Origin of the sequence: Paraburkholderia sp. UYCP14C, from assembly GCF_004197395.1 — a bacterium.
Lineage (GTDB): Bacteria > Pseudomonadota > Gammaproteobacteria > Burkholderiales > Burkholderiaceae > Paraburkholderia.
The window spans coordinates 36540-57163 of the sequence record NZ_SELS01000004.1; the positions used below are offsets into that span (position 1 = coordinate 36540).

The window sequence follows — 20624 nt, forward strand, 5'->3', positions numbered from 1 at the left end:
CCGCGCTTCTGTCATGGCTTTTTGCAAATTCCTTCAAGCGGAGAAACAAGATGTCGGCATCGCCCGAAGTTCTCGATTCACTTGCCGCACAGCATCCCGAGATTGCAGAACTGATCGCTGAACGGGACAAGTATCGCGACGCGCTTCAGGTCAACATTCCGCACTTTTCGAATCTCGGCGACGTGCCTCCGGGCCACTACTATTCGCCGATCCCGTCGATCGCCGATATCAAGCAAGACGAAGCACGCCTGTTCGGCAACGTTTCGCGCACGCTGCCCGGCATCGAGTTCAACGAAGAGGCGCAGGTGCGGCTCGTCGGCGAGTTCGCCGACAGGTACTACGGCGAGATGCCGTTCGAGCCGCACAAGAAAGACGGTTTGCGCTTCTACTTCGAGAACGTGATGTTCTCGTATGGAGACGCGACGTCGCTGTACTGCATGATTCGCCACCTGCGGCCGCGCCGCATCGTCGAGATCGGCTCGGGCTTCTCATCCGCCGTTTCGCTCGATACCAACGACCTGTTCTTCGACGGCCAGATCCAGTGCACCTTCGTCGAGCCGAACAACGAGCGCTTGCTGTCGCTGCTGACGGAGAAGGACAAGGTCACGTCAAAGATCGTCAAATCGCTAGCGCAGGACGTCGACCTGTCGGTATTCTCTGAGCTCGAAGCAAACGACATCCTGTTCGTCGACTCCTCGCACGTGAGCAAGATCGGCAGCGACGTGAACCGCATCGTGTTCGAGATACTGCCGATCCTCGCGCCCGGCGTGCACGTGCACTTTCACGACGTGTTCCTGCCGCTCGAATACCCGCCGCAGTGGATCTACGAAGGTCGCGCGTGGAACGAAGCCTATCTGTTGCGCGCCTTCCTCCAGTACAACAGCGCTTTCGAAGTTGTCCTGATGAATACCTTCATGGGACACTTTCACGCTGATCTGATGAACGCGCGGATGCCGCTCTTCATGCGCAATCCCGGCGCGAGCTTCTGGATTCGAAAGACACGTTAGGCGCCGCGACGCAAACGTTTCACTTTTTGCGGAGATTCATAGATGACTTCGACGAACGCGCTCGAGCATCGCGCCGAAGGCGCGTCCATGCGAGCCGGCTTGCAGGACGGCGTGCGCGCAATGAAGGTCGGCCGCATCCCGGTGCCTGAACTGCTGCCCGGCACCGTCATCGTGAAGGTGGCGAGCGTCGGCATCTGCGGCAGCGATCTGCACGCCTACCGGAACGTCGACGTCCACCAAAGCTTTCCGAACGGCCACGAACTGAGCGGCACCGTGGTCGAGATCGGCGAAGGCGTGACGAGCGTGCGCGTCGGCCAGCGCGTCACGCTCGACATGGTGATGGGCACCGCATGCGGCAAATGCGAGTACTGCAAGCTCGGCACGCCGATTCACTGCCGCGCGCGCGAATTTCCGTTCGGCGGCGGCTTTGCCGAATACGTGCGCACCAAGGAATCGGGTGTGTTCCCGCTGCCCGATGCCGTCGACGATCAGCTCGGCGCCATCGTCGAGCCGGTGGCGGTCGGCATCCACGGGTGTCGCAAGATGCCGATCGCGCGCGGCTCGGTCGGCGTCGTGATCGGCGCGGGCACGATCGGCCTCGCGGCACTCGCCGCGGCGCTGGACGCCGGCAGCGATAAAGTCTACGTGGTCGCACGACATGCGGCTCAGGCGCGCGCGGCGCTGGCGATCGGCGCCACCGCGATCCTGCCGGCCGATCGCGCCGAAGCGCTCGCCATGGTCGAACAGGCAACCGGCGGATTGGGTGCGCACTATGCGATCGAAGCCGTAGGCGGCACGGCCGACACGTTCGACTTCGCCTGTCAGTTCGTGCGCCCGCTCGGTCACGTGAGCGTGCTGGGTGCCTTCGACCACGGCTTCAGGAATATCGAAATCATCAAGCCGCACATCAAGGAACTGACCATTCACCTGCCGAACTGTTACGGCTACATCGACGGTCAACACGACTTCGCGCTGGCAATCGAACTGCTGGCGCGCAAGGGCGATACGTTGCGCGCCATGATCACGCACGAGCTGAGCCTCGACGACGTCGACGAGGCCTTCCGTCTGGCCAGCGACAAAGGCTCAGACTCCATCAAGGTGCAGATGCGGACCTGAACGTGTAAGTGATCGCGCGCAATGCGGTGAACATCGGTCATCACTGAAAGCGGTGCCGGCCAATACGAGGAGGCAACATGGCGAAGGAAGACAATGCTCCAAGCATCGATGATTTTCGAGATCAGCGGCGTCGCCGTCTACTCAAGGGACTGAACGTGAAGGATAGCGTCGGCGTGGAAATAGGCCCGCTTTGCTGGCCTCTCGTGCGACGCAGCGACGGCGGTGAGATCGTCTACGTTGACCATACGGACACGTCCCATCTGCGGCAGAAGTACAAGGACGATCCCAATCTCGACGTCAACGAGATCGTGGATGTCGACGCGGTGTGGGGGCGCAATACGCTGCACGAGGCGATCAATGGCCGCTATGTCGACTACGTGGTGGCCTCTCATGTCATCGAGCATGTGCCCGATCTGGTGACTTGGCTAAGAGAACTGGCCACGGTCCTCAAGCGAACCGGCGAAGTGCGGCTCGCCGTGCCCGACCGGCGCTTCACCTTCGACTATTTGCGGCGCGAAAGCCGGCTGCCCGAAGTGCTGGCAAGCTATATCGCGCGTGCCCGGGTACCTCAGTCCTACTCGCTGCTCGATCACTGCCTGTCCGCTGCCGACATCTCGACGCTGGAAGCATGGCAAAAGCGGATCGACCCGCGTTCGGTCAAGCGGCTCCATTCGTGGCAGGGCGCAATGCATATCGCACGCGACGCGTTCGAAAACGGCACCTATCACGATGTTCACTGCTGGGTCTTCACGCCGCGCTCGTTTGCAAAACTGATAGCCGACCTATGCAAAATGGATCTGATCGATTTCGCTTGTGAAGATTTCAACGACACGCTGCACAACGATATCGAGTTTTCCGTCGTGATGAGACGCTCGCGCGATCGCGAATATGTCGCCGACAGCTGGCGGCGCATGGAACGGGAGGCCAACGACTCGACGCCCGCCGTGCCATTCTGGCGGACGCACCGCAAACTCGAGGAACTCTGCGCCCAGCAGAACGCCGTCAAGAGCACGCCGCGCGTGAGCGGACAGCCCAGCGAGCTGGACCCGGACGTGGCGGTCGAATTGCCGCCGAGTTTCAACGAACAGGAATATCTCGCCGTCAATACGGATGTGGCGGCGGCAGGGTTGAATGCGGGTCAGCATTACCTGCAATATGGGTGGCGGGAAGGCCGGGCATTGCGGCCGGCATCCGAAGCTACTAGGATCCGAACGGCAGCTATGCTTGGCGCCGGCTGAGTACTTCGGCGCAAGTTCGGCATCGAACGTACGACACCAGCAAGTTCCGCAGAACCGAAGCTGCTATTTCTGGTCGCGGGACTTGCCGAATAGCAGCGTGCGGTAAAGGCCAAAACTCAAAACCGAAGCGAGTGGATTTCCAATCACGTATGCCACCGTATGCGCGACGATCGGCTGGGAAAAGAGCGTGGTAAGCGCCCGAATTGCGCCGTTCGTCGCGACAACGCAGAAGCCGCCGGCAATGACGGAAACGAAACAGAATTTCGCGAACTTGTCGAAGCGCGCTGCCTCGTTTCCAAACGTCACCTTGCGCTAAATCTGATAACTAACGATCGTCCCCGACGCCCAAGCCAAGGCGATGCTGGAGTCAAAAGTGGCCCCACCAGCCGGCAGTATCAACTCGATCAATTCGCGAACGTCGCTCGTAAAAACGGCAACACCACCGCCTACGATCGCAAAACGGAAATACTGTGTGATGGGATTGACTTTCCATTCTGCTTTTTTATCACTGAGCCTTGGAAACGGCTTCCGCCGGCTCATCGAACTTACCGGTAATGTGAAGCATGGAATGCAGAAACGCAGTAAAAATTATCTGCAAGGCAATGACCATCAAGGTCGCGGCAGGAATCGTCATGCGCAACACTCTCGACGGATCCAGTCCGTGAAAATCACGCGCGCTCCAATATGCTACCGCCCAGATCGCGAGAGCGAAGCCTACTAGAAACAGAAGCACACCGAAGATCAGACGTGGTTCGAGATGATGCTGATTTCGAACCGACTTGATACTGGCGAACAAGCTATCCGCAATTGCCCGCGCTGTCGAATAGAAAAGCAGCAATTGAACACCAATCACGACCATGCTTGCAGAAAACAGCAGGGAACTAGTGTCTAGCGTAACCGCGCCGAACTGAATCTGGCCCGTCAATAAAAGCAGAGAACCCAGCAAGCCAAGACCACCAAGCACGCATCCCGGCACGAAAAACAGCTTGTGCGGCGCAAACAACAGCAGGAAACGCAGATGTCGCCATCCATCGCGCCATGGACGCAGATGCGGCGGCCGGTTTCTTCCGTCCTTGCTCAGCGTCGTAGGCACTTCCGCAATCGACAGGCCTGCAAGCGACGCCTTAACGACCATTTCGCTCGCAAACTCCATACCTTTCGTGGAAAGGCGCAATTCACGGATGGATGCCCGATCAAACCCGCGCAGGCCACAATGAAAGTCGCCTATATCGGACCTGAAAAATGCGCGCCCGAGGAAAGACAGGACTGGGTTGCCAAGGTAGCGATTCAGGAATGGCATCGCCCCGGGCTGGATACCGCCTCGAAAGCGATTCCCCATTACAACTTGGGTGCCGGATCGCAATTTGTCGACAAATGCGTCAAGCGACGAAAAATCATACGAATCGTCCGCGTCGCCCATAATCACGTAACGCCCAAGAGCAGCCTCGATACCGCCGATGAGTGCCGCTCCATATCCTCGGTCCTTGATCGCTACGACACGCGCGCCCGCGGAGGTCGCGATCTGCTGGGACCCGTCTGTCGAGCCGTTGTCTGCGATGAGTACCTCGCCGCTGATGTTTCGCGAGCGCAAAAAGGAGATCGCCTTCGTCACGCAGGTTTCGACAGTCTCGGCCTCATTCAGACACGGCATGAGGATAGTCAGTTCTATTGACGAAATGTCGGTCAAGGTCTTGGGGATAAACTCGGAAGCGGTTGTACTCATAGAAGACGGAAATGAGGTCCGGATTTCGCGCTGACGCCAGCGTGGCCGAACGTAAGGAATTGTGCATTATGCCCCAAGATAGTCACGGCACGAATCCTTTGCACCAAGTGGTACCGCGCAGCGTGATCAAATCTGCAAGATTAATGTAATCGCGAGTGTTCGGCACCTGCTGGGCTGTCCCGGTATGATTCGTCTACCGGCCCCTCGCCACGCCACATCTATTCCACGGACTAATAGAACAATGCAGGATCTTCAGGACGGTCGTTCGATTGCCGACGCAAATTTATCGGCTTCCTCTTGGTCACGCAACCGCGATTCCAGAATCATCGGCTCAACCGAAGAGCGCAATGTCACGAGACGATCGGTGCGCGTGATCGCCGCCTTGTACACCATTGTTGCGCTCCTGAGTCTCTGGCTTAAACAGGCCTTTCCCGCATGGATTCTGGGTAATGCGGTATTCGACGACGAATTGTTTCGTCGACAGGCAGAATATCTCTTTGCTGGTCAATGGCTCGGACCTTACGACAAGCTAACACTAATCAAGGGAATGTTCTATCCGCTTTTCATTGCAGCTTCGGCATGGATTGGCTTGCCCCTCAAGATCGCGGAGCATTTTCTGTATCTGGCGGTGTGTCTGCTCACAGCGAAATATGTAGAACGCAAAAGCGAAAACCGCCTGTGGGGGTTACTGACTTTCGCGGTTCTCGCCTTCAATCCGGTCTTCTGGACGCCTTCGCTGGCCCGCGTCATCCGCGAAGCCATTTATCTGTCACTGTCCCTCGCGGTTTTGGTCTTGAGCGTGATGGCCGCGTTCCCGGTAGAAACAACGCGGCCCACCTCTTCTGCCCGCCTGTCAAGGGCGTTTGCGGCCGGTCTCGTGCTCGGCTGCTTCTGGCTAACGCGTGAAGAAGGGGTCTGGATACTGCCCGCTATTTTTACCGTTATCTGTCTGACCTCCCTGCGTGGCGTAATCGCCTCGCGGGTATCAAATGCTGCCAACAGCACGGCTTCGCTTTTCAGATTGGCGATGTTCCGCGCGGTAGTCCCAATCGCAATTGCCACTGTCGGATTTGGGCTTGTTACCGGCACCGTAAGAGTTCTTAATCTCCGTCACTACGGGACTTTCGAACTGACCGAATTCCAGGGAGGCAGTTTCCTAAAAGCATATGGCGCGCTCGCCCGCATCCATCACGATAACTGGCAGCGTTTTGTCGTTTTCCCGAAAGATGCACGTCTTCGGGCCTACAAGGTAAGTGCTGCGGCCAGGGAGTTGAAACCGTCGCTGGACGGTCCGAACGGCGAACGCTGGCGCCAGATAGGATGCTCTCAGACACAAACGAGTCCCTGCCCGGAAATTTTGTCTGGCTGGTTCATGTGGGCGCTGAGAGACGCCGCTAATGCAGCTGACCACCACAAAAGCGCACAGGATGCCTCTCGTTTTTATGATCGCTTGGCTGACGAGATCAACTCGGCTTGCGACGCTGATCAAATTAGCTGCACGGCGCGCCGGGCGACGCTAATACCACCATTCCGCTGGACTTACTTACCCGATGCGCTCAAGGCGTCGACCGGCCTGTTCCGAATAATTTTCCGATCGGGCGATGGCCAATTCGGCTCTCCGACCAGCCAGGCATCAGACTCTCAAATGGCTTATTTCCAGGACATGGTGGGCATTGGTTCCCCGACCAGCGAAAGCACCGTAACGTGGATCTCGGGTTGGGCCGCCGGCCCCGGCGCCGCTCCAGATGTCAGCATTCTGGACGCACAAGGCAAGACCGCAACGATCCGGTTCGACAAAGCGCCGGATGTGGAAACCGCATTGCCGGGGCTCAGTGCCGTGCGATTCGACGCAGCCCTCTCTTCGCCTGTGAGCGAAGCTAGCTTGGTCGTACAAAAGGATGACTTTTCTGCCAAGGTAGCATTGCGACCCGGCAAATTGATCGACTCGCCCCAAGCGACTGTCCTGGTCGATTCGATCACCGAGAGCGGTGCCGTTTCCCAGTCGAGGCAACGCATCCAAGAGAAGCTTGCGCACGTCATCCAGCATCTTTATTTGACTGCTGGCCCCGTGCTCAGCGTTATCGCAGCAATCGGCCTCCTGCTCGGAATACCGGGCTTCCTGAAAGGCAAGTCCGCGGCCCTGTTCGTGCTTGCCTCGGCAAGCCTCGTTGCAACAGGAACCCGGATCGCATTGCTGTCTTACCTGGAGGTCACGTCGATGCCCGCAGTCAATTTGCTCTACGCGTCACCGGCATTGCCTTTTGCTCTCCTTTTCACGGTAATTGGAATTTATGTCGGACTCCAGGCGTTGAAGGGATTTCGAGCGCCGAATAGATAAACCGGCTCGTCCAGCGTCTCGGGTCAGGTATATCGTGAGTCCGGCCTGACCCAGCGAGGCAGCGGGTTATCGCCCACGGCTCGTATTTCGGCATTGCGTCGATCAATTACAACGATCTGCCCGCCCCTTCCGACTGGACCCGCTACCTCAACACGCATCTCGGCAGCAACCAGGACCCAATTTCGGCGTCACGCGGCACGACCCGAACGGGCCGTCCGCGGCCGATAGCCTGATCGCGAACATGGAAGCCTACGAACGCATCGGCGTGCGCTACGCGGTCGTGCCGACAATATCGACGGCCCCGATTTCGCGAAGCTGCGCGCTTATCTGCAAAGCGCGCCGACTCCCGGCCTGAAGGAGGTCTATCGCGACGAGGTCATGCGGATTTTCGAACTGCCCGCGCCGGCGCCCTACTTCGATGCGCCCGGCTGTACGGTCACGCCGAAGGATCGCGACGCGGCTCACGTGCAATGCGATGCGCCGTCGAAGCTGTCGCGTCTCGAACTGTTCATGCCGGGCTGGCGCGCCACGGTGAACGGCAACGACACGCCGATTGCACGCAACGCCGAAGTCTTCCAGCAAATCGAATTGCCCGCCGGCAGCTCCGACATCCAGTTCCGCTTCTTGCCGATGCATATGAAGTGGGCGTACCTGGCGCTTCTGTTCGGCGGCCTCGCGTTCGGATTCGACTTGGTGCGCGGCTGTCGCGCTGGCAAGGTCCGCTGACCGCACGCGGCGTGATTGCCGATGCCGCGCATGCGTCGCGCGGCATCGGCTTACGATGTGCCGCCGGGAAGCCCTACGGCTTCAGGTAAAATTACAGAAAAAGACGCAAGCTTTCGGCGCCTTTCATTCACAGGCGGCCTGCGCACACGACAGGACGCAACCTGCAAAAGACCTCATCGCATATGGTTGACACCTCTGCTGTTCGAATTGCCGTCGTCATTCCCTGCTACAACGAGGCGGCCGCGATCGGCACCGTCGTCAGCGACTTCCGCAAAAGCCTGCCCACCGCGGACATCGTCGTATTCGACAATAACTCGAAAGACAACACGGCCGAGGTCGCGCGCGCGGCCGGTGCCGAGGTCATTGCAGTACCGCTGCAAGGCAAGGGCAACGTCGTGCGCCGCATGTTCGCGGATGTCGACGCGGACGTATTCGTCATGGTCGACGGCGACGCAACCTACGATGCGGCGGCCGCCCCGATGCTCGTCGACCTGCTGATCGAAAACAGACTCGATATGGTCGTCGGCTCGCGTCTGAGCGACGAGCAAACCGCATATCGGCTGGGCCACCGCTTCGGTAACGTGCTGCTCACGCAATGCGCGGCGACGATTTTCGGCAAGACCTTCAAGGACATGTTGTCGGGCTATCGCGTGTTCTCGCGCCGTTATGCGAAGACCTTCCCCGCGCACTCCAAAGGCTTCGAGATCGAAACCGAACTGGCGGTCCACGCGCTCGGTATGCGCATGCCGGTGGCGGAAGTCGAAACACGCTATTCGTCGCGTCCCGAAGGCTCGGAAAGCAAACTCAACACGTATCGCGACGGCTTCAGAATCCTGATGATGATCCTGAAGCTCTTCAAGTCGGAAAAGCCGTTCGCGTTTTTCACGGCCGGCTTCGCGATCTGCACGCTGCTGTCGATCGCGTTCGCCATCCCGGTCTTCACGACCTATTTCGAAACCGGCCTCGTGCCGCGCATTCCAACCTTCATTTTCAGCGCCGTGCTGATGCTACTCGGTGCGATCCTGCTGATCTGCGGCATCGTTCTCGATACGGTCACGCGCGGCAGAAACGAGCTGAAGCGCATCGCCTATCTCGCGATCCCTGCCCTGAAGTCGCGGAGCCACGGTGGCTAAGTTGCACCGGGAATTCATCTGGTTTGCGATCGCCGGCGCGGTCGGCTTCGGCGTCGATGCCGGCGTGCTCTATGCGGCACTGGCGTTCGGTTGCGGCCCGTATGTGGGACGGTTGATCTCGTTCCTGTGTGCCGCCTTCGTCACGTGGCAGATCAATCGGCGCATCACGTTCACCGCGGCGGCGGGCACATCGCTGTGGCGCGAATGGTGTCAGTATCTGGCCGCGATGTCGCTTGGCGGCGCGTGCAACTACGGCGCCTATGTGCTCACTTTGCATCTGCTGCCGCGCGGCCCGGCGAGTCCTTTGCTGGCCGTTGCGGCCGGTTCCATCGCCGGTATGTTCGTGAACTTCGCGACGGCGAAGCTGTGGGTCTTCCGAGCCGCGCCAAAAAACGAAGCGAAGTGAGTCGCTGCGATCGCGGCCGCGCCCACATTCGGCAATAACAAAAATAACGACTCAGGTGGCGGCCACAACCTGCTGATATAGCGCTTTGTAGGCCGCTCCCAACGCCGGCCCCGAAAACAGCCGTTCATACCTATCGCGCGCCGCCGCCCCCATGCGGTGCGCCAGCGCTTCATCGAGCGCCAGCCGGTTGATCGCGGCTGCAAGCTGCTCCGGGGTCTCGGGCGGCACCACGAACCCCGTCACGCCATCCTCGTTCACGAACGACGTCCCGGACCCGATCTCACAGCACACCATCGGCTTGCCGAACATCGCCGCTTCGACCAGCACCATCCCGAACGCTTCGGAGCGCAAATGCGACGGCAGCACCATCGCGCGACAGCCCTTGAGCAGCGCGACCTTTTCCTCATGCGTGACCTGCCCGGCAAACACGACGTTGCTCGCGCCATGCTGCCGCGCCAATGCGGCGAGCGGCTCGCGCTCCGGTCCCGAACCCGCGATGACGATTTTCGCCCGCACCTGCCGCGCGGCCTCGACGAGCGTATGCAGGCCCTTGTAGTAGCGCAACACGCCGAGCGCCAGAACATAAGGCTCGCCCGGCGCGAGACCGAGTCGGCCCTCGAGATTGCGCTGCGTGTCGAGCGGCTGCGGTTCGTCGCGATAGTCGATGATGCCCAACGGAATCGTGTTGAGCCGCTCTTTCGACACGCAGGCGGCGAGCGTCTCGCTGGTCCGCGCATAGGCCGGCGACGTCGCGACCACCGCGGACATGCTGCGCAGCGTGCGCCGCATCAGCGGTCCATAGATGCTGCCGAGCAGCTTCTGCCGCACGATGTCCGAGTGGTACGTCATCACCGTCGGCTTCTTCGTGCGCCCGAGCAGATGCAATACATCGGCGAACGGCCACGGAAAGTGGAAGTGCACGACGTCGGCCCAATCGGCCATCTCGCGATACTTCATCACCGAACACGGGCCGCCGAGGTCGCACGATGCCGGCGCGGCCCACGATTTCTCGCGCACCACCTGGCCTTCGGGATAATCGACCACCGTCGGCGTCGGCGTCGGCGACAGGGTCAGGATGCGCGGTTCGACGCCGCGTTCGCGCGTCGATAGCGCAATCTGGCGGATCGCTTCCTGCAGGCCGCCAGGCGGGTCGGGGAAGTACGTGCGGTACACATGGACGACTCTCACGTGCGCACCTCCGCGCCGTGTGGCTGCGCGCTGCTGCCGCCCGCTTGCGGGTAGTGGAAGGTGATCGCCAGCATCTTGTCCAGCCGCGCTTCCCACGTATTCTCGCCAACCGCCGCGCGCGCTTCGTCCGCGCTCAGCTTGCCGCGTGCAAGCTGCTTTTCGATCGCCGCGATGAACGCGTCGGTATCGCCGCCCACTTCGAGCCCCGCGCGCGGCTCCTTCGCGAAATCGAGCGGTGTCGATACGACCGGCAGACCGGCCGCCAGATATTCGTAGAACTTCATCGGAAACATCGAGTGCGTGTATGCGTTGATCAGCGTCGGCAGCACGCCGACCCGCATGCCACGCAGATACTGCGGCAGCACGCGATACGGCCGGTAGCCGAGCAGATGCACGTTCGGCAGACGCTTGAGCTGCGCGAGCAGGTCGCTGCGCTGCCCTTCGCGCTCCTCGCCGATGATCACCCATTGCCACTGCGGCCGCGCCTGCGCGGTCTGCAGCAGCAGCGGCAGGTCGACCTTGAAGTCCGACAGCACGCCGTGATACACGAGCCGCGGCTCGTCGATCGCGGCGAGTTCGGCAGGCAACGGCCCATCGGCGCGAGCTGCGCCGAAGTGCGCTTCATCGACGACGTTGCCGAAGAAATGCGTATTGGAGTTGAACGGCAGGCACACGTCCTTCAGCGACTGCGCGGTCGTGAACACCGCCTCGCAGCGCCGGAGCAGATCCTGCTGCGCATTGCGGAACGCGTCGACGTCGACGCCCGGAATCGCCGCGATATCGTCGACGCAGTGATACACCAACGGCCCGCGCGGCAGCGTGGCGATTGCATCGAGCATGTACGGGTGATAGGTCCACACGACCGGCTTGTCGTAGCGATGCGACCGCGCGAAACGGTTCACCGAAAAGCGCAGCATCGCCTGGTTCAGCGAGCGCACGAACGGCAGATGATGCCCCGCCGGCACCATCAGCGGCGACAACACCCAGATGTTGTCGGCGCGGCGCGGCGGGCCGAGCACGAGCGACTGCACGCCGCGCCACAGGCGCCGCCACAGCCGCGACCAGTCGCGGCCGCTGCCTACTTTCGGCGAGCGGAAGCCGACGCTCTCCACATACAGAATCCGCCAGCCGCGCGCGGCGAGGATGCTCGCCGTGTGCTGCTTGTTGGTCCAGTACGGTTCGTCCCAGTCGGCGGTCGAAAACAGCACGCAGTCTTGCGGGGCAAGCACGGGGTTCTTGCCGTCAGCCAACGAACACCTCGACCGGTCGGCCGCGCAGGCTATCGACGATGCGCCGCGACGCCAGCCCGTCGCCGTACGGATTGGCGCGATCGCGCAGCGCGGCGCGCCGTGCCGGATCGTCGAGCCAGCCGATCACCGCGCTCTCGATGCTGGCCGCGCTCTGGCCCGCGAGCGTCGCGAAGCCGGCATCGACGCCCTCGCGGCGCTCGGTGTGATTGCGCATCACGACGACCGGCACGCCGAAGGTCGGCGCTTCTTCCTGGATGCCGCCCGAATCGCTGACCACGACGGCGCTGCCGCTGATCAGATGGAGGCTCGTCGGATAGTCGACCGGTTCGATCAGCGCGAGGTTCGGAATGCCGTCGAGCTCGCGATGGACGGGCTCGCGTACCGCCGGGTTCAGATGCACCGGGAACACCCAGCGGTAATCGCTATAGCGCTGACACAGATCGCGCAGCACGCGGCAGATGTCCTGCAGCACGTCGCCGAAGTTCTCGCGACGGTGACACGTGACCAGCACGTGCTGTTGCTGCGCGCCATGCCATGCCGGCAGCGGACTCGCCGGCGGCGTGGCGCTCCAGCTCGCACGCACTTCGCCGATCGCATCGACGACCGTGTTGCCGGTCACGACGATCCTTTCAGCCGGGACGCCCTCGCTGAGCAGGCTGTCACGGGCGCGCGAAGTCGGCGCGAAATGCAGCGTCGCGATACGGCCGAGCAGGCTGCGGTTCGCTTCCTCGGGAAACGGACTCGCCAGATCGCCGGTGCGCAGCCCCGCCTCGACGTGGCCGACGCGGATGCCGCGCTGGAACGCCGCGAAGCCCGCGCAGAACGCGGTCGTCGTGTCGCCCTGCACGATCACCCAGTCGGGGCGCGTTTCGTCGAGCGCGCGATCGAGCGCGGCGATCAGGCGCGCCGCGAGCGCGTTCAGCGATTGACCCGGGTGCATCGTGTCGAGCGTGATGTCCGGTTCGATGCCGAAGAATTCGAGCGCCTGCGCGGCCATGTCCTTGTGCTGCCCGCTCGCGCAGACGATCGTGTCGAACTCGCCGCGCAACGCGCGCACGAGCGGCGCAAGCTTGATGACCTCGGGCCGCGTGCCCATCACCACCATGACTTTCATTGCAGTGCTTTCCCCGCCTCGACCTTGGTATGAGCGCCCCGGAACTCGACGCCGAGCGAGAGCGGCGTCGTGTCGGCGAATGGCGTGACGACGCGAAAGGCGCCGTCGTGTTCGACGATTTGCGCGAGCGATCTGAAGCGCAGGAAATCGAGCGCGGCTTCTTCGTGCAGGAACAGCGGCCGCTGCGCGTTGGCGCGGATGTAGGCGATGAACTGCTCGTGCGCGTCGATGCGCGCCGCCTCGTCGGACCAGCCGTACGCGTAGCGCTCGGAGAACGGATGGTCGAGGTAGCCGAACAGCGTGTTGGTCGCGTACGCGTAGTCGAAGGCCTGCTTGAAAACCGCGAGCGGATCGCCCTCTTTCAGCATGCAGTCGCCGTGCAGCATGCACTGCTGGCTATGGCCGACGAAGCCCGCCGGCAGTCCCGCCATCGCGCCGCCGCGTGCGCTCAGAAACTCGGGATCGTTGCGGATGATGCCGCCGATGCAGCCCGCGTAGCCTGCATCGATAAGACCGCGCATCGCGTACGGCGGCGACTGGTGAAACGGCGACACCGCGTAGCGCACCGGCACACCGGTCGCGCGTTCGAGCAGTTCGGCCGATTGCGTCCCTTCCGCGATCGCAGTGTCGTAGCTGCCGCCCCAGTTCGGCGAGTGCGTCGCCGTATGCGACAGCACCGCGCCCTGCTGCCGGTCGGCGAGCAGTTCGCGCAGGATGTCGTGCTGGCCGCCGCGTTGCAGATTCTGCGTGTGTACCGCGAGCGTGAACGGCACGCCGAGACGCCGATACGCGTCCCATAGCGGGCGCGCCGATTCGACGTCTTCGTCGCAATCGAGCCGCGACGTGATCGCCGCATCGTAGCCCCACGGCAGTTCGCTCAGCACCGGCTGACACGGCAGCGCATCGGACCGGTAATCAGACAGAAACTGCTCGACGAGGCGCCATTCGAACGAATCGCACGGGCCGACCGGCCGGTTGAACCACAGCACGCCCGAGGCGCCGGCATCCCACAGCGCCGCGTACGCGAACTGTCGCTCGCCGTTGACGACGACCGCGGCCAACTCCGCTTCGGCCGGTACGTCAGGCGCTTGCGCGAGCGCCCAGATCGAGCCGTCGGCGCGAATCGCGCCGTAGCCGAGGTTGTTCCATTCGTCGGTGAAATCGAAGCGCTCGAACGGACGATGCCATGCCGCGCCGCCGAGTGTCCGCGCGAGCGCGCCGTAGCGCACCGCCGCCGCGCTTTCGCGCGACTCGCCCGAAGGCGCCGATGCACTGCGGCTCGCTTGCGCCAGCTCGGGCGGCAGCGCCGCGGGCCGATAACGCAGATAGTCCGCGAGCGCGATCGGCATATGGCCGAACACGATCAGCTTGCGCGGCCGCTCATTCACGTAAGCGATCAGGTCGGCGCTCCACGCGTCGGGCGCGTCGACCGCGACTACTACGTCGGGCGCGATCTCGTGCAGCAGGTTGCGCGTGATCGCCTCGGCCTGGGTCGCGCTGACCGAGCGCCGCAGCGCCGCCAGCACGTATTGGCCAGCGTCGGCGCGTGCATCGGGAAACGCGACGCCGATCATGCGCTCACCACGTGGCGGAATTTGGCGCGGCTGCCCACGCGCACGAAATCGTCGTGACCGACGTAGGCGATCGTGAACGCGTCCTGCCAGAAGTGGCGCAGCTTCGCGGTCGTCTCCTCCGCGTTCGCGTGCGGTTCGAGCACGATGCGCAACGTGGGCGGCGTCGTGCGCAGATCGATCTGGAATTCCTGGATGCCGCCGACGCGGTGATCGAGCATGTCCTGGATGTGGTGCGTCGGATGCGCGACGCCGTTGATCGGCACGACGTCGTGAATCCGGCCGACCACGTCGGTCAGGAAGAAGCCCTTGTCCGTCTCCTGCACGCGCGCGAGGTCGCCGGTCGTGTAGCGGATCAACGGCATCAGCCGGTTGCGGAAACCGGTGAACACGAGCTCGTGCGCGCCGTCGGGGTTGTCGGGCGCGACGCGGCTTTCCGGCCAGCCTTCCGATTCGAGGATCTGGAAGCCGCCTTCATGACCGTCGAGCTCGTAAGCCATCACGCCGAGCTCGGCGAGGCCGTAGCGGTCGATCACGCGGCAGCGCAACGCCTTCGCGATCATCTCGCGCGCATGCGGCTCGAGCAGCTCGCCGCTCGATTCGAACACCTGGAACGCTTTGCCGCCGCCGTACTTGCGTTGTACGTAGCAGGCGAGCGCGTACATCGTCGACGGATGCGAGTGCGCGAGATACGGGCGCCGGCGCTTCAACGTGCGCCACATTTCCTCGAGGCCCTGATCGTCGATACGGTCGAAGAAGATGTTGCTGCGGTTCATCGCGAAGCATTTGAAGTCTTCGCGCGACGGCCACTCGGGCACCACCTGATCCGGGAAACGGCATGCGAAGTGCAGCTCCGAGCGATGGCGCAGCTTGCCGATCCGCTCGCGGCAATAGTTGGTGACCGCCGACGAATAATCGGCGCCTTGCTGGTCGTAGTAGATCGTCGTAGAGAGGCCGGTCGAGCCGCCGGTCTTGCACGCGTGGTGCTGGCCCGCCACGAGCGGCCCCGACAGCAGACGCGGCCCCTGCTCGCGGATGATGTCCTTGGTCAGATACGGCAGCTCTTCCAGGTAGCGCGGGTCGTCCTTGACCCTGGCGGGATCGAACTGCTTCGCCTGGAACAGGTCGCGATAGTAAGGCACCGTCGCGCCGGCGAATTCGAGCGTGGCGACCAGCCGTTCGAGCGCGATGCGGCGGCGATGCGGCATCGGCAGCGAATAGTGCTCGCGCAGCTCGCGGATTTTCGGGCGCACATTGCGTTTTTCGGCGTTCTCCGCGATCGGATACGCAATATAGCCGCCCGCGAAACCCTTCAGCGTGCGAAACGGCTGACGCACGAGCAGGGATTCGGAGTAGCGCAGAAATGGGTGATTAGCTCGCATCAAATTCGAACCTTGTTACGCCTCGGGGTCTGCCACGAGGGTGTTGCTGAACTGCGGGACTGGACTGGCTTGCGACGGAGCGCGGTGTAGCCGATGAGCCGATGGAATTTTGCCTGCCGCCGTCGCGTTCTCGGGTCGCACGTCGCTTCCCGGCGCGTGTGCCGCAGGCGCAGCAACCGCCAGGGCGGTCGCGCGCCCGCGTGCTCAGTGCGGCAACTGCGCGGCGTGGGTAATGAGCGGCTCGTCGGTTTTTTCCGGCGGCAGCACGGGTTCGTCGGCGACCATCTTGCCGTGCTCCATCGAGATCTTGCGGTTGCATACGCGCGCGACCAGCGACGGATCGTGCGACGCCACCACCAGCAGCGCCGCCTTGCCGACGAGGCCTTCCAGACGCACGGCAGCCTTCACGCTGAACTCGGCGTCGCCGACGCTCAGCCATTCGTCCATGATCAGGATGTCGGCTTCGACGCTCGTCGAGATCGCGAACGCGAGGCGCAGCATCATCCCGCTCGAATAGGTGCGCACCGGCAGATTCAGGTAGTCGCCGAGTTCGCTGAAGTCGGCGATCTCGTCGATCTTGCTGCGGATGCGCGCGGGCTTCAGCCCGTCGAGAATGCCGCGCAGATAGATGTTTTCGAAGCCGGTCGCGTCGGGGTCGAGGCCCATCGACACGTCGAGCAGCGACGCGATCTTGCCCTGCACCTTCAGCTCGCCGCGCACCGGCGCATAGACGCCCGACAGCGTGCGCAACAGCGTCGTCTTGCCCGAGCCGTTGTGGCCGATCAGGCCGATGCGCTCGCCTTCGCCGAACGTGAAGCTCAGGTCGTCGATGGCGCGGACGATCGCATGGCGACCCGCGTCCTGGCCGATCCGGCCGCCCGTCGTCAGATTGAGCACCGCCTTCTTGAGCGAGCGATGCGAGTTCTCGTAAATCGGAAATTCGACGGAGATGTTACGAGCGACAATCGATGAAGAACTCACAATATCAAAGCCAGTAAGGAACGCGATTACGGAAACGCTTCATCAGCATCTGCGAGAACGCAAAGCCGACGATCAGCAGGCCAATCGACCACGCCCACGACTCCCAGTGGGTCGGGCGACCGGTGAGCGGCGCGCGCACGGTTTCGATCAGGTGATAGAGCGGGTTGTATTCGGCGACCCACGCGCGGTCCTTCAGGATTTCCGGCGACCACATGACCGGCGTGAAGAAGAACACGACCTGGATCAGGTTCGTGACGATCGGCGGAATGTCGCGAAAGCGCGCGCACAGCACGCCGAGCGTGACGCCGAGCCACACGCCGTGCATCAGCAGGATCACGAGCGCGAATGGCACCAGCACGATTTCCCAGCCCGGCCAGTGACCGAACACGATCAGCAGCACGACGACGACCGGCAGGCTGTGCAGCAGGATCACGAAGTTGCGCCACGCGATGCGGCATACGTGGACGGTGAGTGGCAGCCTGATCTGCTTGATCAGATAGGCCGAGCCGATGAAGGCCATGCAGCCCTCGTTGGCGACCGACGCCAGATACGCCCACACCACCAGACCCACCGCCAGATACGGCAGATAGTCGGAGATTTCCTGGTGCAGCAGCGTCGAGTACAACGCGCCGAGCACGACCACCATGATGATCGTGCTCAGCGTGAACCAGAACGGCCCGAGCACCGAGCGGCGATAACGCTGCCGGATGTCGTGCCAGCCGAGCGTGCCCCAGACCCGCACCGCTTTCATGCCGACCAGCAGGTCGTTGCGCTCGTTGTGACGTGTCAGGTCTTCCGAGTCGTTGGTAAAACTGATATCCATCTCAAGTACGTCCGTAAATGTCTTCGAAGCGAACGATATCGTCTTCGCCCAGATATTCGCCGCTTTGCACTTCGATCATCACGAGCTCGACCACACCCGGATTTTCGAGGCGATGTTTGTGACCCGCCGGGATATAGGTCGACTCGTTGGTCGACACGAAGAATTCCTTCTCGCCGTTGACGACCTTCGCCATGCCGCTCACCACGACCCAATGCTCGTTGCGGTGATGATGCATCTGCAGGCTCAGGCTCGCGCCCGGCTTCACCTCGATGCGCTTGATCTTGAAGCGCGGCCCCTCTTCGAGCACCGAGTACGTGCCCCACGGCCGATGCACGGTGCGATGCACCTTGTAGGTCTCGTGGCCGCGCGACTTCAGCTCCGCGAAAATCTGCTTCACGTCCTGCGCGCGATCCTTGTGCGCGACGAGCAACGCGTCGGGCGTGTCGATCACGATCAGGTTGTCGATGCCGACCGCGCCGATCAGGCGTCCGCCGCTGCGCAGATACGAGTTCTTCACGTCGACGAGCAGCGCCTCGCCTTCGACGCGGTTGCCGCTGGCATCGGCCGGCGACAGGTCGGACAGCGCGGTCCACGAGCCGACGTCGGTCCAGCCGAGATCGCAGCACACGACCGCCGCATGCTCGCACTTCTCCATCACCGCATAGTCGAACGACAGCTCCGGCACCGCGCCGAAGCAGTTCGGCTCGAGCCGCACCTGCGCACCGCTCTTGCCTTCGGCGGACGGCGATTTGTCCATGCATTCGGCCGCGGCATCGAGAATGTCCGGACAATGCTCGCGCATTTCCTTCAGGATCGTGCCCGCGGTGAAGCAGAACATGCCCGAGTTCCACACGAACTTGCCCGACGCCAGATACTCGCGGGCCTTCTCGAGCGACGGCTTTTCGACGAAGCGCACGACCCGCTCGCCATCTGCTTCGATATAGCCGTAGCCGGTTTCGGGCGTGTCCGGATGCATGCCGAAGGTGACCACCTTGCCCGCTTGCGCAAGCGTCTGCGCACGCGCGACCGCCGCCGCGAACGCGGTCTGATCCGCGATCAGATGATCGGCGGCGAGCACCAGCATCACGGTGCCGTCGCCGTGCGCCTTGGCCGTGTGCAAGGCCGCCGTGGCGACCGCCGCGGCCGTGTTGCGGCCGAACGGTTCGAGAATGAACGAGGTCGCGATGTTCTTGCCGTTCACCTCGCGGAAGTCGTCTTCGGTCTTGAAGAACAGCTCACGGTTGGTTACCGTGAGCACTTCCTTCACACCGGGCAACGCGACCGCGCGCAGGAAGGCTTTCTGCAGCAGGCTTTCGCCGTCCGCGAGACGGATGAACGGCTTCGGGTGCGATTCGCGCGAAACCGGCCAGAGCCGCGATCCCGCTCCGCCGCACAGAATGATCGGTAACAAACTCACAGATGCCTCTCAATACCGTATTTATGACGCGGCCATACTGGCTTGCACACCGTTGACGCACACGTTTGCAATCTACTGCGCATAGAACGTTAAAACCGCGCCTGGAACGAGCGACATTCTACCGCCGCCCCCTTTCACGATTGTTAGGGAACAATCGTACCGGTCGGGACCAGATCACGACGAAGTGCTGGCGAGCGACGTGCGCAGCAGGGCGTCCGATGCGGCATGTTTGCCCGGCCGCATCGGCGCTCGCGAGCCGTCACGTCGCAACCGCGACTCAGGCGCGCGCCGCCGGCGACTTCGGAAAACCGTCAGTCAGGCACAGCTTCAGCGCATCGCGCCAATGCGGCGCGGCGAGCCCGAACACGCGCGCCAGCTTGTCGTTCGACATTCTGGAATTGGCTGGACGCTTCGCGGGCGTCGGGTAATCCGACGCGGGAATCGGTAGCGTGTTCGGCTTGTTCGGCAAATCCGCGAGCTCGAAGATCGCCGACGCGAAGCCGTGCCACGACGTCGAGTCGCCCGCGCACAGGTGATAGATGCCCGAACGCTCGCTCCACCACTTCGCGCTGTCGTCGGCGGCGAAGGACTGCGCGCACAGATGGGCGGTCAGCGTCGCGATCGTGTTGCACCAGGTGGGCGCGCCGAACTGGTCGGCGACGACCTTCAACTCGGGGCGATCGGCGCCGAGCCGCAGCATTGTCAGCAGAAAGTTCTTGCCGCGGGTGCCGTACACCCAGCTCGTGCGCAATACGAGGTGATTTACGCCGCTCGCCGCGATCGCCTGCTCGCCCGCGAGCTTGGTGGCGCCGTAGACGTTTTGCGGATCGGTCGGATCGTCTTCGACGTAAGCGCCTTGTTTCGTGCCGTTGAACACGTAGTCGGTCGAATAGTGGATCAGCGCCGCGCCGAGCTTTTTCGCTTCTTCAGCGAGCACGCCCGGTGCTTCGCCGTTGATGCGCATCGCCAGATCGCGCTCTTCTTCGGCCTTGTCCACCGCCGTATAGGCGGCCGGATTGACGATCAGCGCGGGACGCACGTCGCGCACCACCGCGCGGATCTGCTCGAGGTTCGACAGATCGAGCCGCGAGCGGTCGACCGCGACCACGTTGCCGAGCCCCTGCAGCGTGCGCGCGAGTTCGTAGCCGACCTGGCCGTTTACGCCGGTGACGAGAATCGTGCGGTTAGCGTCGTGTGCGCTCATGCGTTTC

The 20624-nt window shown here is 62.6% G+C and carries 17 protein-coding genes; 7 read left to right on the forward strand and 10 right to left on the reverse strand.

Going from position 1 to position 20624, the window contains the following annotated elements; translation table 11 throughout:
* Positions 1-50 precede the first annotated feature (50 nt).
* From EVC45_RS04585 to EVC45_RS04595, 3 genes are all read left to right on the forward strand, one after another.
* A complete protein-coding gene (locus EVC45_RS04585; protein ID WP_129956851.1) occupies positions 51-1007 on the forward strand; it encodes a class I SAM-dependent methyltransferase in 957 nt (318 codons plus the stop codon).
* 42 nt (positions 1008-1049) lie between these two features.
* Positions 1050-2123, forward strand: a complete 1074-nt coding sequence (locus tag EVC45_RS04590) for a zinc-binding dehydrogenase (protein ID WP_129956852.1) — start codon at positions 1050-1052, stop codon at positions 2121-2123.
* 77 nt (positions 2124-2200) lie between these two features.
* Positions 2201-3361, forward strand: coding sequence for a methyltransferase domain-containing protein (locus EVC45_RS04595; RefSeq protein WP_129956853.1), 1161 nt, complete (start codon positions 2201-2203; stop codon positions 3359-3361).
* 505 nt (positions 3362-3866) lie between these two features.
* Here EVC45_RS04595 and EVC45_RS04600 read toward each other — a convergent pair.
* Positions 3867-5084: a glycosyltransferase family 2 protein gene (locus tag EVC45_RS04600; RefSeq protein WP_129956854.1), complete on the reverse strand. Its 1218-nt coding sequence runs from the start codon at positions 5082-5084 to the stop codon at positions 3867-3869.
* A gap of 241 nt (positions 5085-5325) precedes the next feature.
* Here EVC45_RS04600 and EVC45_RS04605 point away from each other — a divergent pair, with 241 nt between their 5' ends.
* The 4 genes from EVC45_RS04605 (at position 5326) to EVC45_RS04620 (ending at position 9687) form a co-directional block, all read left to right on the forward strand.
* The gene (locus EVC45_RS04605; RefSeq protein ID WP_129956855.1) at positions 5326-7422 is read left to right on the forward strand and encodes a hypothetical protein; all 2097 of its coding nucleotides are present in this window, start codon (positions 5326-5328) and stop codon (positions 7420-7422) included.
* Between the two features lie 378 nt (positions 7423-7800).
* The gene (locus EVC45_RS04610) at positions 7801-8148 is read left to right on the forward strand and encodes a hypothetical protein (protein ID WP_129956856.1); all 348 of its coding nucleotides are present in this window, start codon (positions 7801-7803) and stop codon (positions 8146-8148) included.
* A 182-nt stretch (positions 8149-8330) separates the two neighbouring features.
* On the forward strand, positions 8331-9281 hold the full coding sequence (locus tag EVC45_RS04615; protein WP_129956857.1) for a glycosyltransferase family 2 protein: 951 nt from the start codon (positions 8331-8333) through the stop codon (positions 9279-9281).
* Positions 9274-9687, forward strand: coding sequence for a GtrA family protein (locus EVC45_RS04620; RefSeq protein ID WP_306770756.1), 414 nt, complete (start codon positions 9274-9276; stop codon positions 9685-9687). Before EVC45_RS04615 ends, EVC45_RS04620 begins: the two co-directional genes overlap by 8 nt.
* A 51-nt stretch (positions 9688-9738) precedes the next feature.
* On the opposite strand, the gene EVC45_RS04625 is transcribed toward EVC45_RS04620, so the two are convergent.
* The 9 genes from EVC45_RS04625 to rfbD all read right to left on the reverse strand — a co-directional run bounded on the left by EVC45_RS04625 (position 9739) and on the right by rfbD (position 20617).
* On the reverse strand, positions 9739-10875 hold the full coding sequence (locus EVC45_RS04625) for a glycosyltransferase (protein ID WP_129956858.1): 1137 nt from the start codon (positions 10873-10875) through the stop codon (positions 9739-9741).
* The gene (locus tag EVC45_RS04630) at positions 10872-12125 is read right to left on the reverse strand and encodes a glycosyltransferase (RefSeq protein WP_129956859.1); all 1254 of its coding nucleotides are present in this window, start codon (positions 12123-12125) and stop codon (positions 10872-10874) included. Before EVC45_RS04630 ends, EVC45_RS04625 begins: the two co-directional genes overlap by 4 nt.
* The gene (gene wecB / locus EVC45_RS04635; protein WP_129956860.1) at positions 12118-13239 is read right to left on the reverse strand and encodes a non-hydrolyzing UDP-N-acetylglucosamine 2-epimerase; all 1122 of its coding nucleotides are present in this window, start codon (positions 13237-13239) and stop codon (positions 12118-12120) included. The genes EVC45_RS04630 and wecB overlap by 8 nt, the downstream gene beginning before the upstream one ends.
* Positions 13236-14813, reverse strand: a complete 1578-nt coding sequence (locus EVC45_RS04640) for a polysaccharide deacetylase (protein WP_129956861.1) — start codon at positions 14811-14813, stop codon at positions 13236-13238. Before EVC45_RS04640 ends, wecB begins: the two co-directional genes overlap by 4 nt.
* Positions 14810-16192, reverse strand: a complete 1383-nt coding sequence (locus EVC45_RS04645) for a phenylacetate--CoA ligase family protein (protein WP_129956862.1) — start codon at positions 16190-16192, stop codon at positions 14810-14812. The genes EVC45_RS04640 and EVC45_RS04645 overlap by 4 nt, the downstream gene beginning before the upstream one ends.
* Positions 16193-16396: 204 nt before the next feature.
* A complete protein-coding gene (locus EVC45_RS04650) occupies positions 16397-17173 on the reverse strand; it encodes an ABC transporter ATP-binding protein (protein WP_129956863.1) in 777 nt (258 codons plus the stop codon).
* Between the two features lie 4 nt (positions 17174-17177).
* The gene (locus EVC45_RS04655) at positions 17178-17996 is read right to left on the reverse strand and encodes an ABC transporter permease (RefSeq protein ID WP_129956864.1); all 819 of its coding nucleotides are present in this window, start codon (positions 17994-17996) and stop codon (positions 17178-17180) included.
* A 1-nt stretch (position 17997) separates the two neighbouring features.
* Entirely contained in the window at positions 17998-19413 is a 1416-nt protein-coding gene (locus EVC45_RS04660) for a mannose-1-phosphate guanylyltransferase/mannose-6-phosphate isomerase (protein ID WP_129956865.1), read from the reverse strand.
* 277 nt (positions 19414-19690) lie between these two features.
* A complete protein-coding gene (gene rfbD / locus EVC45_RS04665) occupies positions 19691-20617 on the reverse strand; it encodes a dTDP-4-dehydrorhamnose reductase (protein ID WP_129956866.1) in 927 nt (308 codons plus the stop codon).
* Positions 20618-20624: the final 7 nt, after the last annotated feature.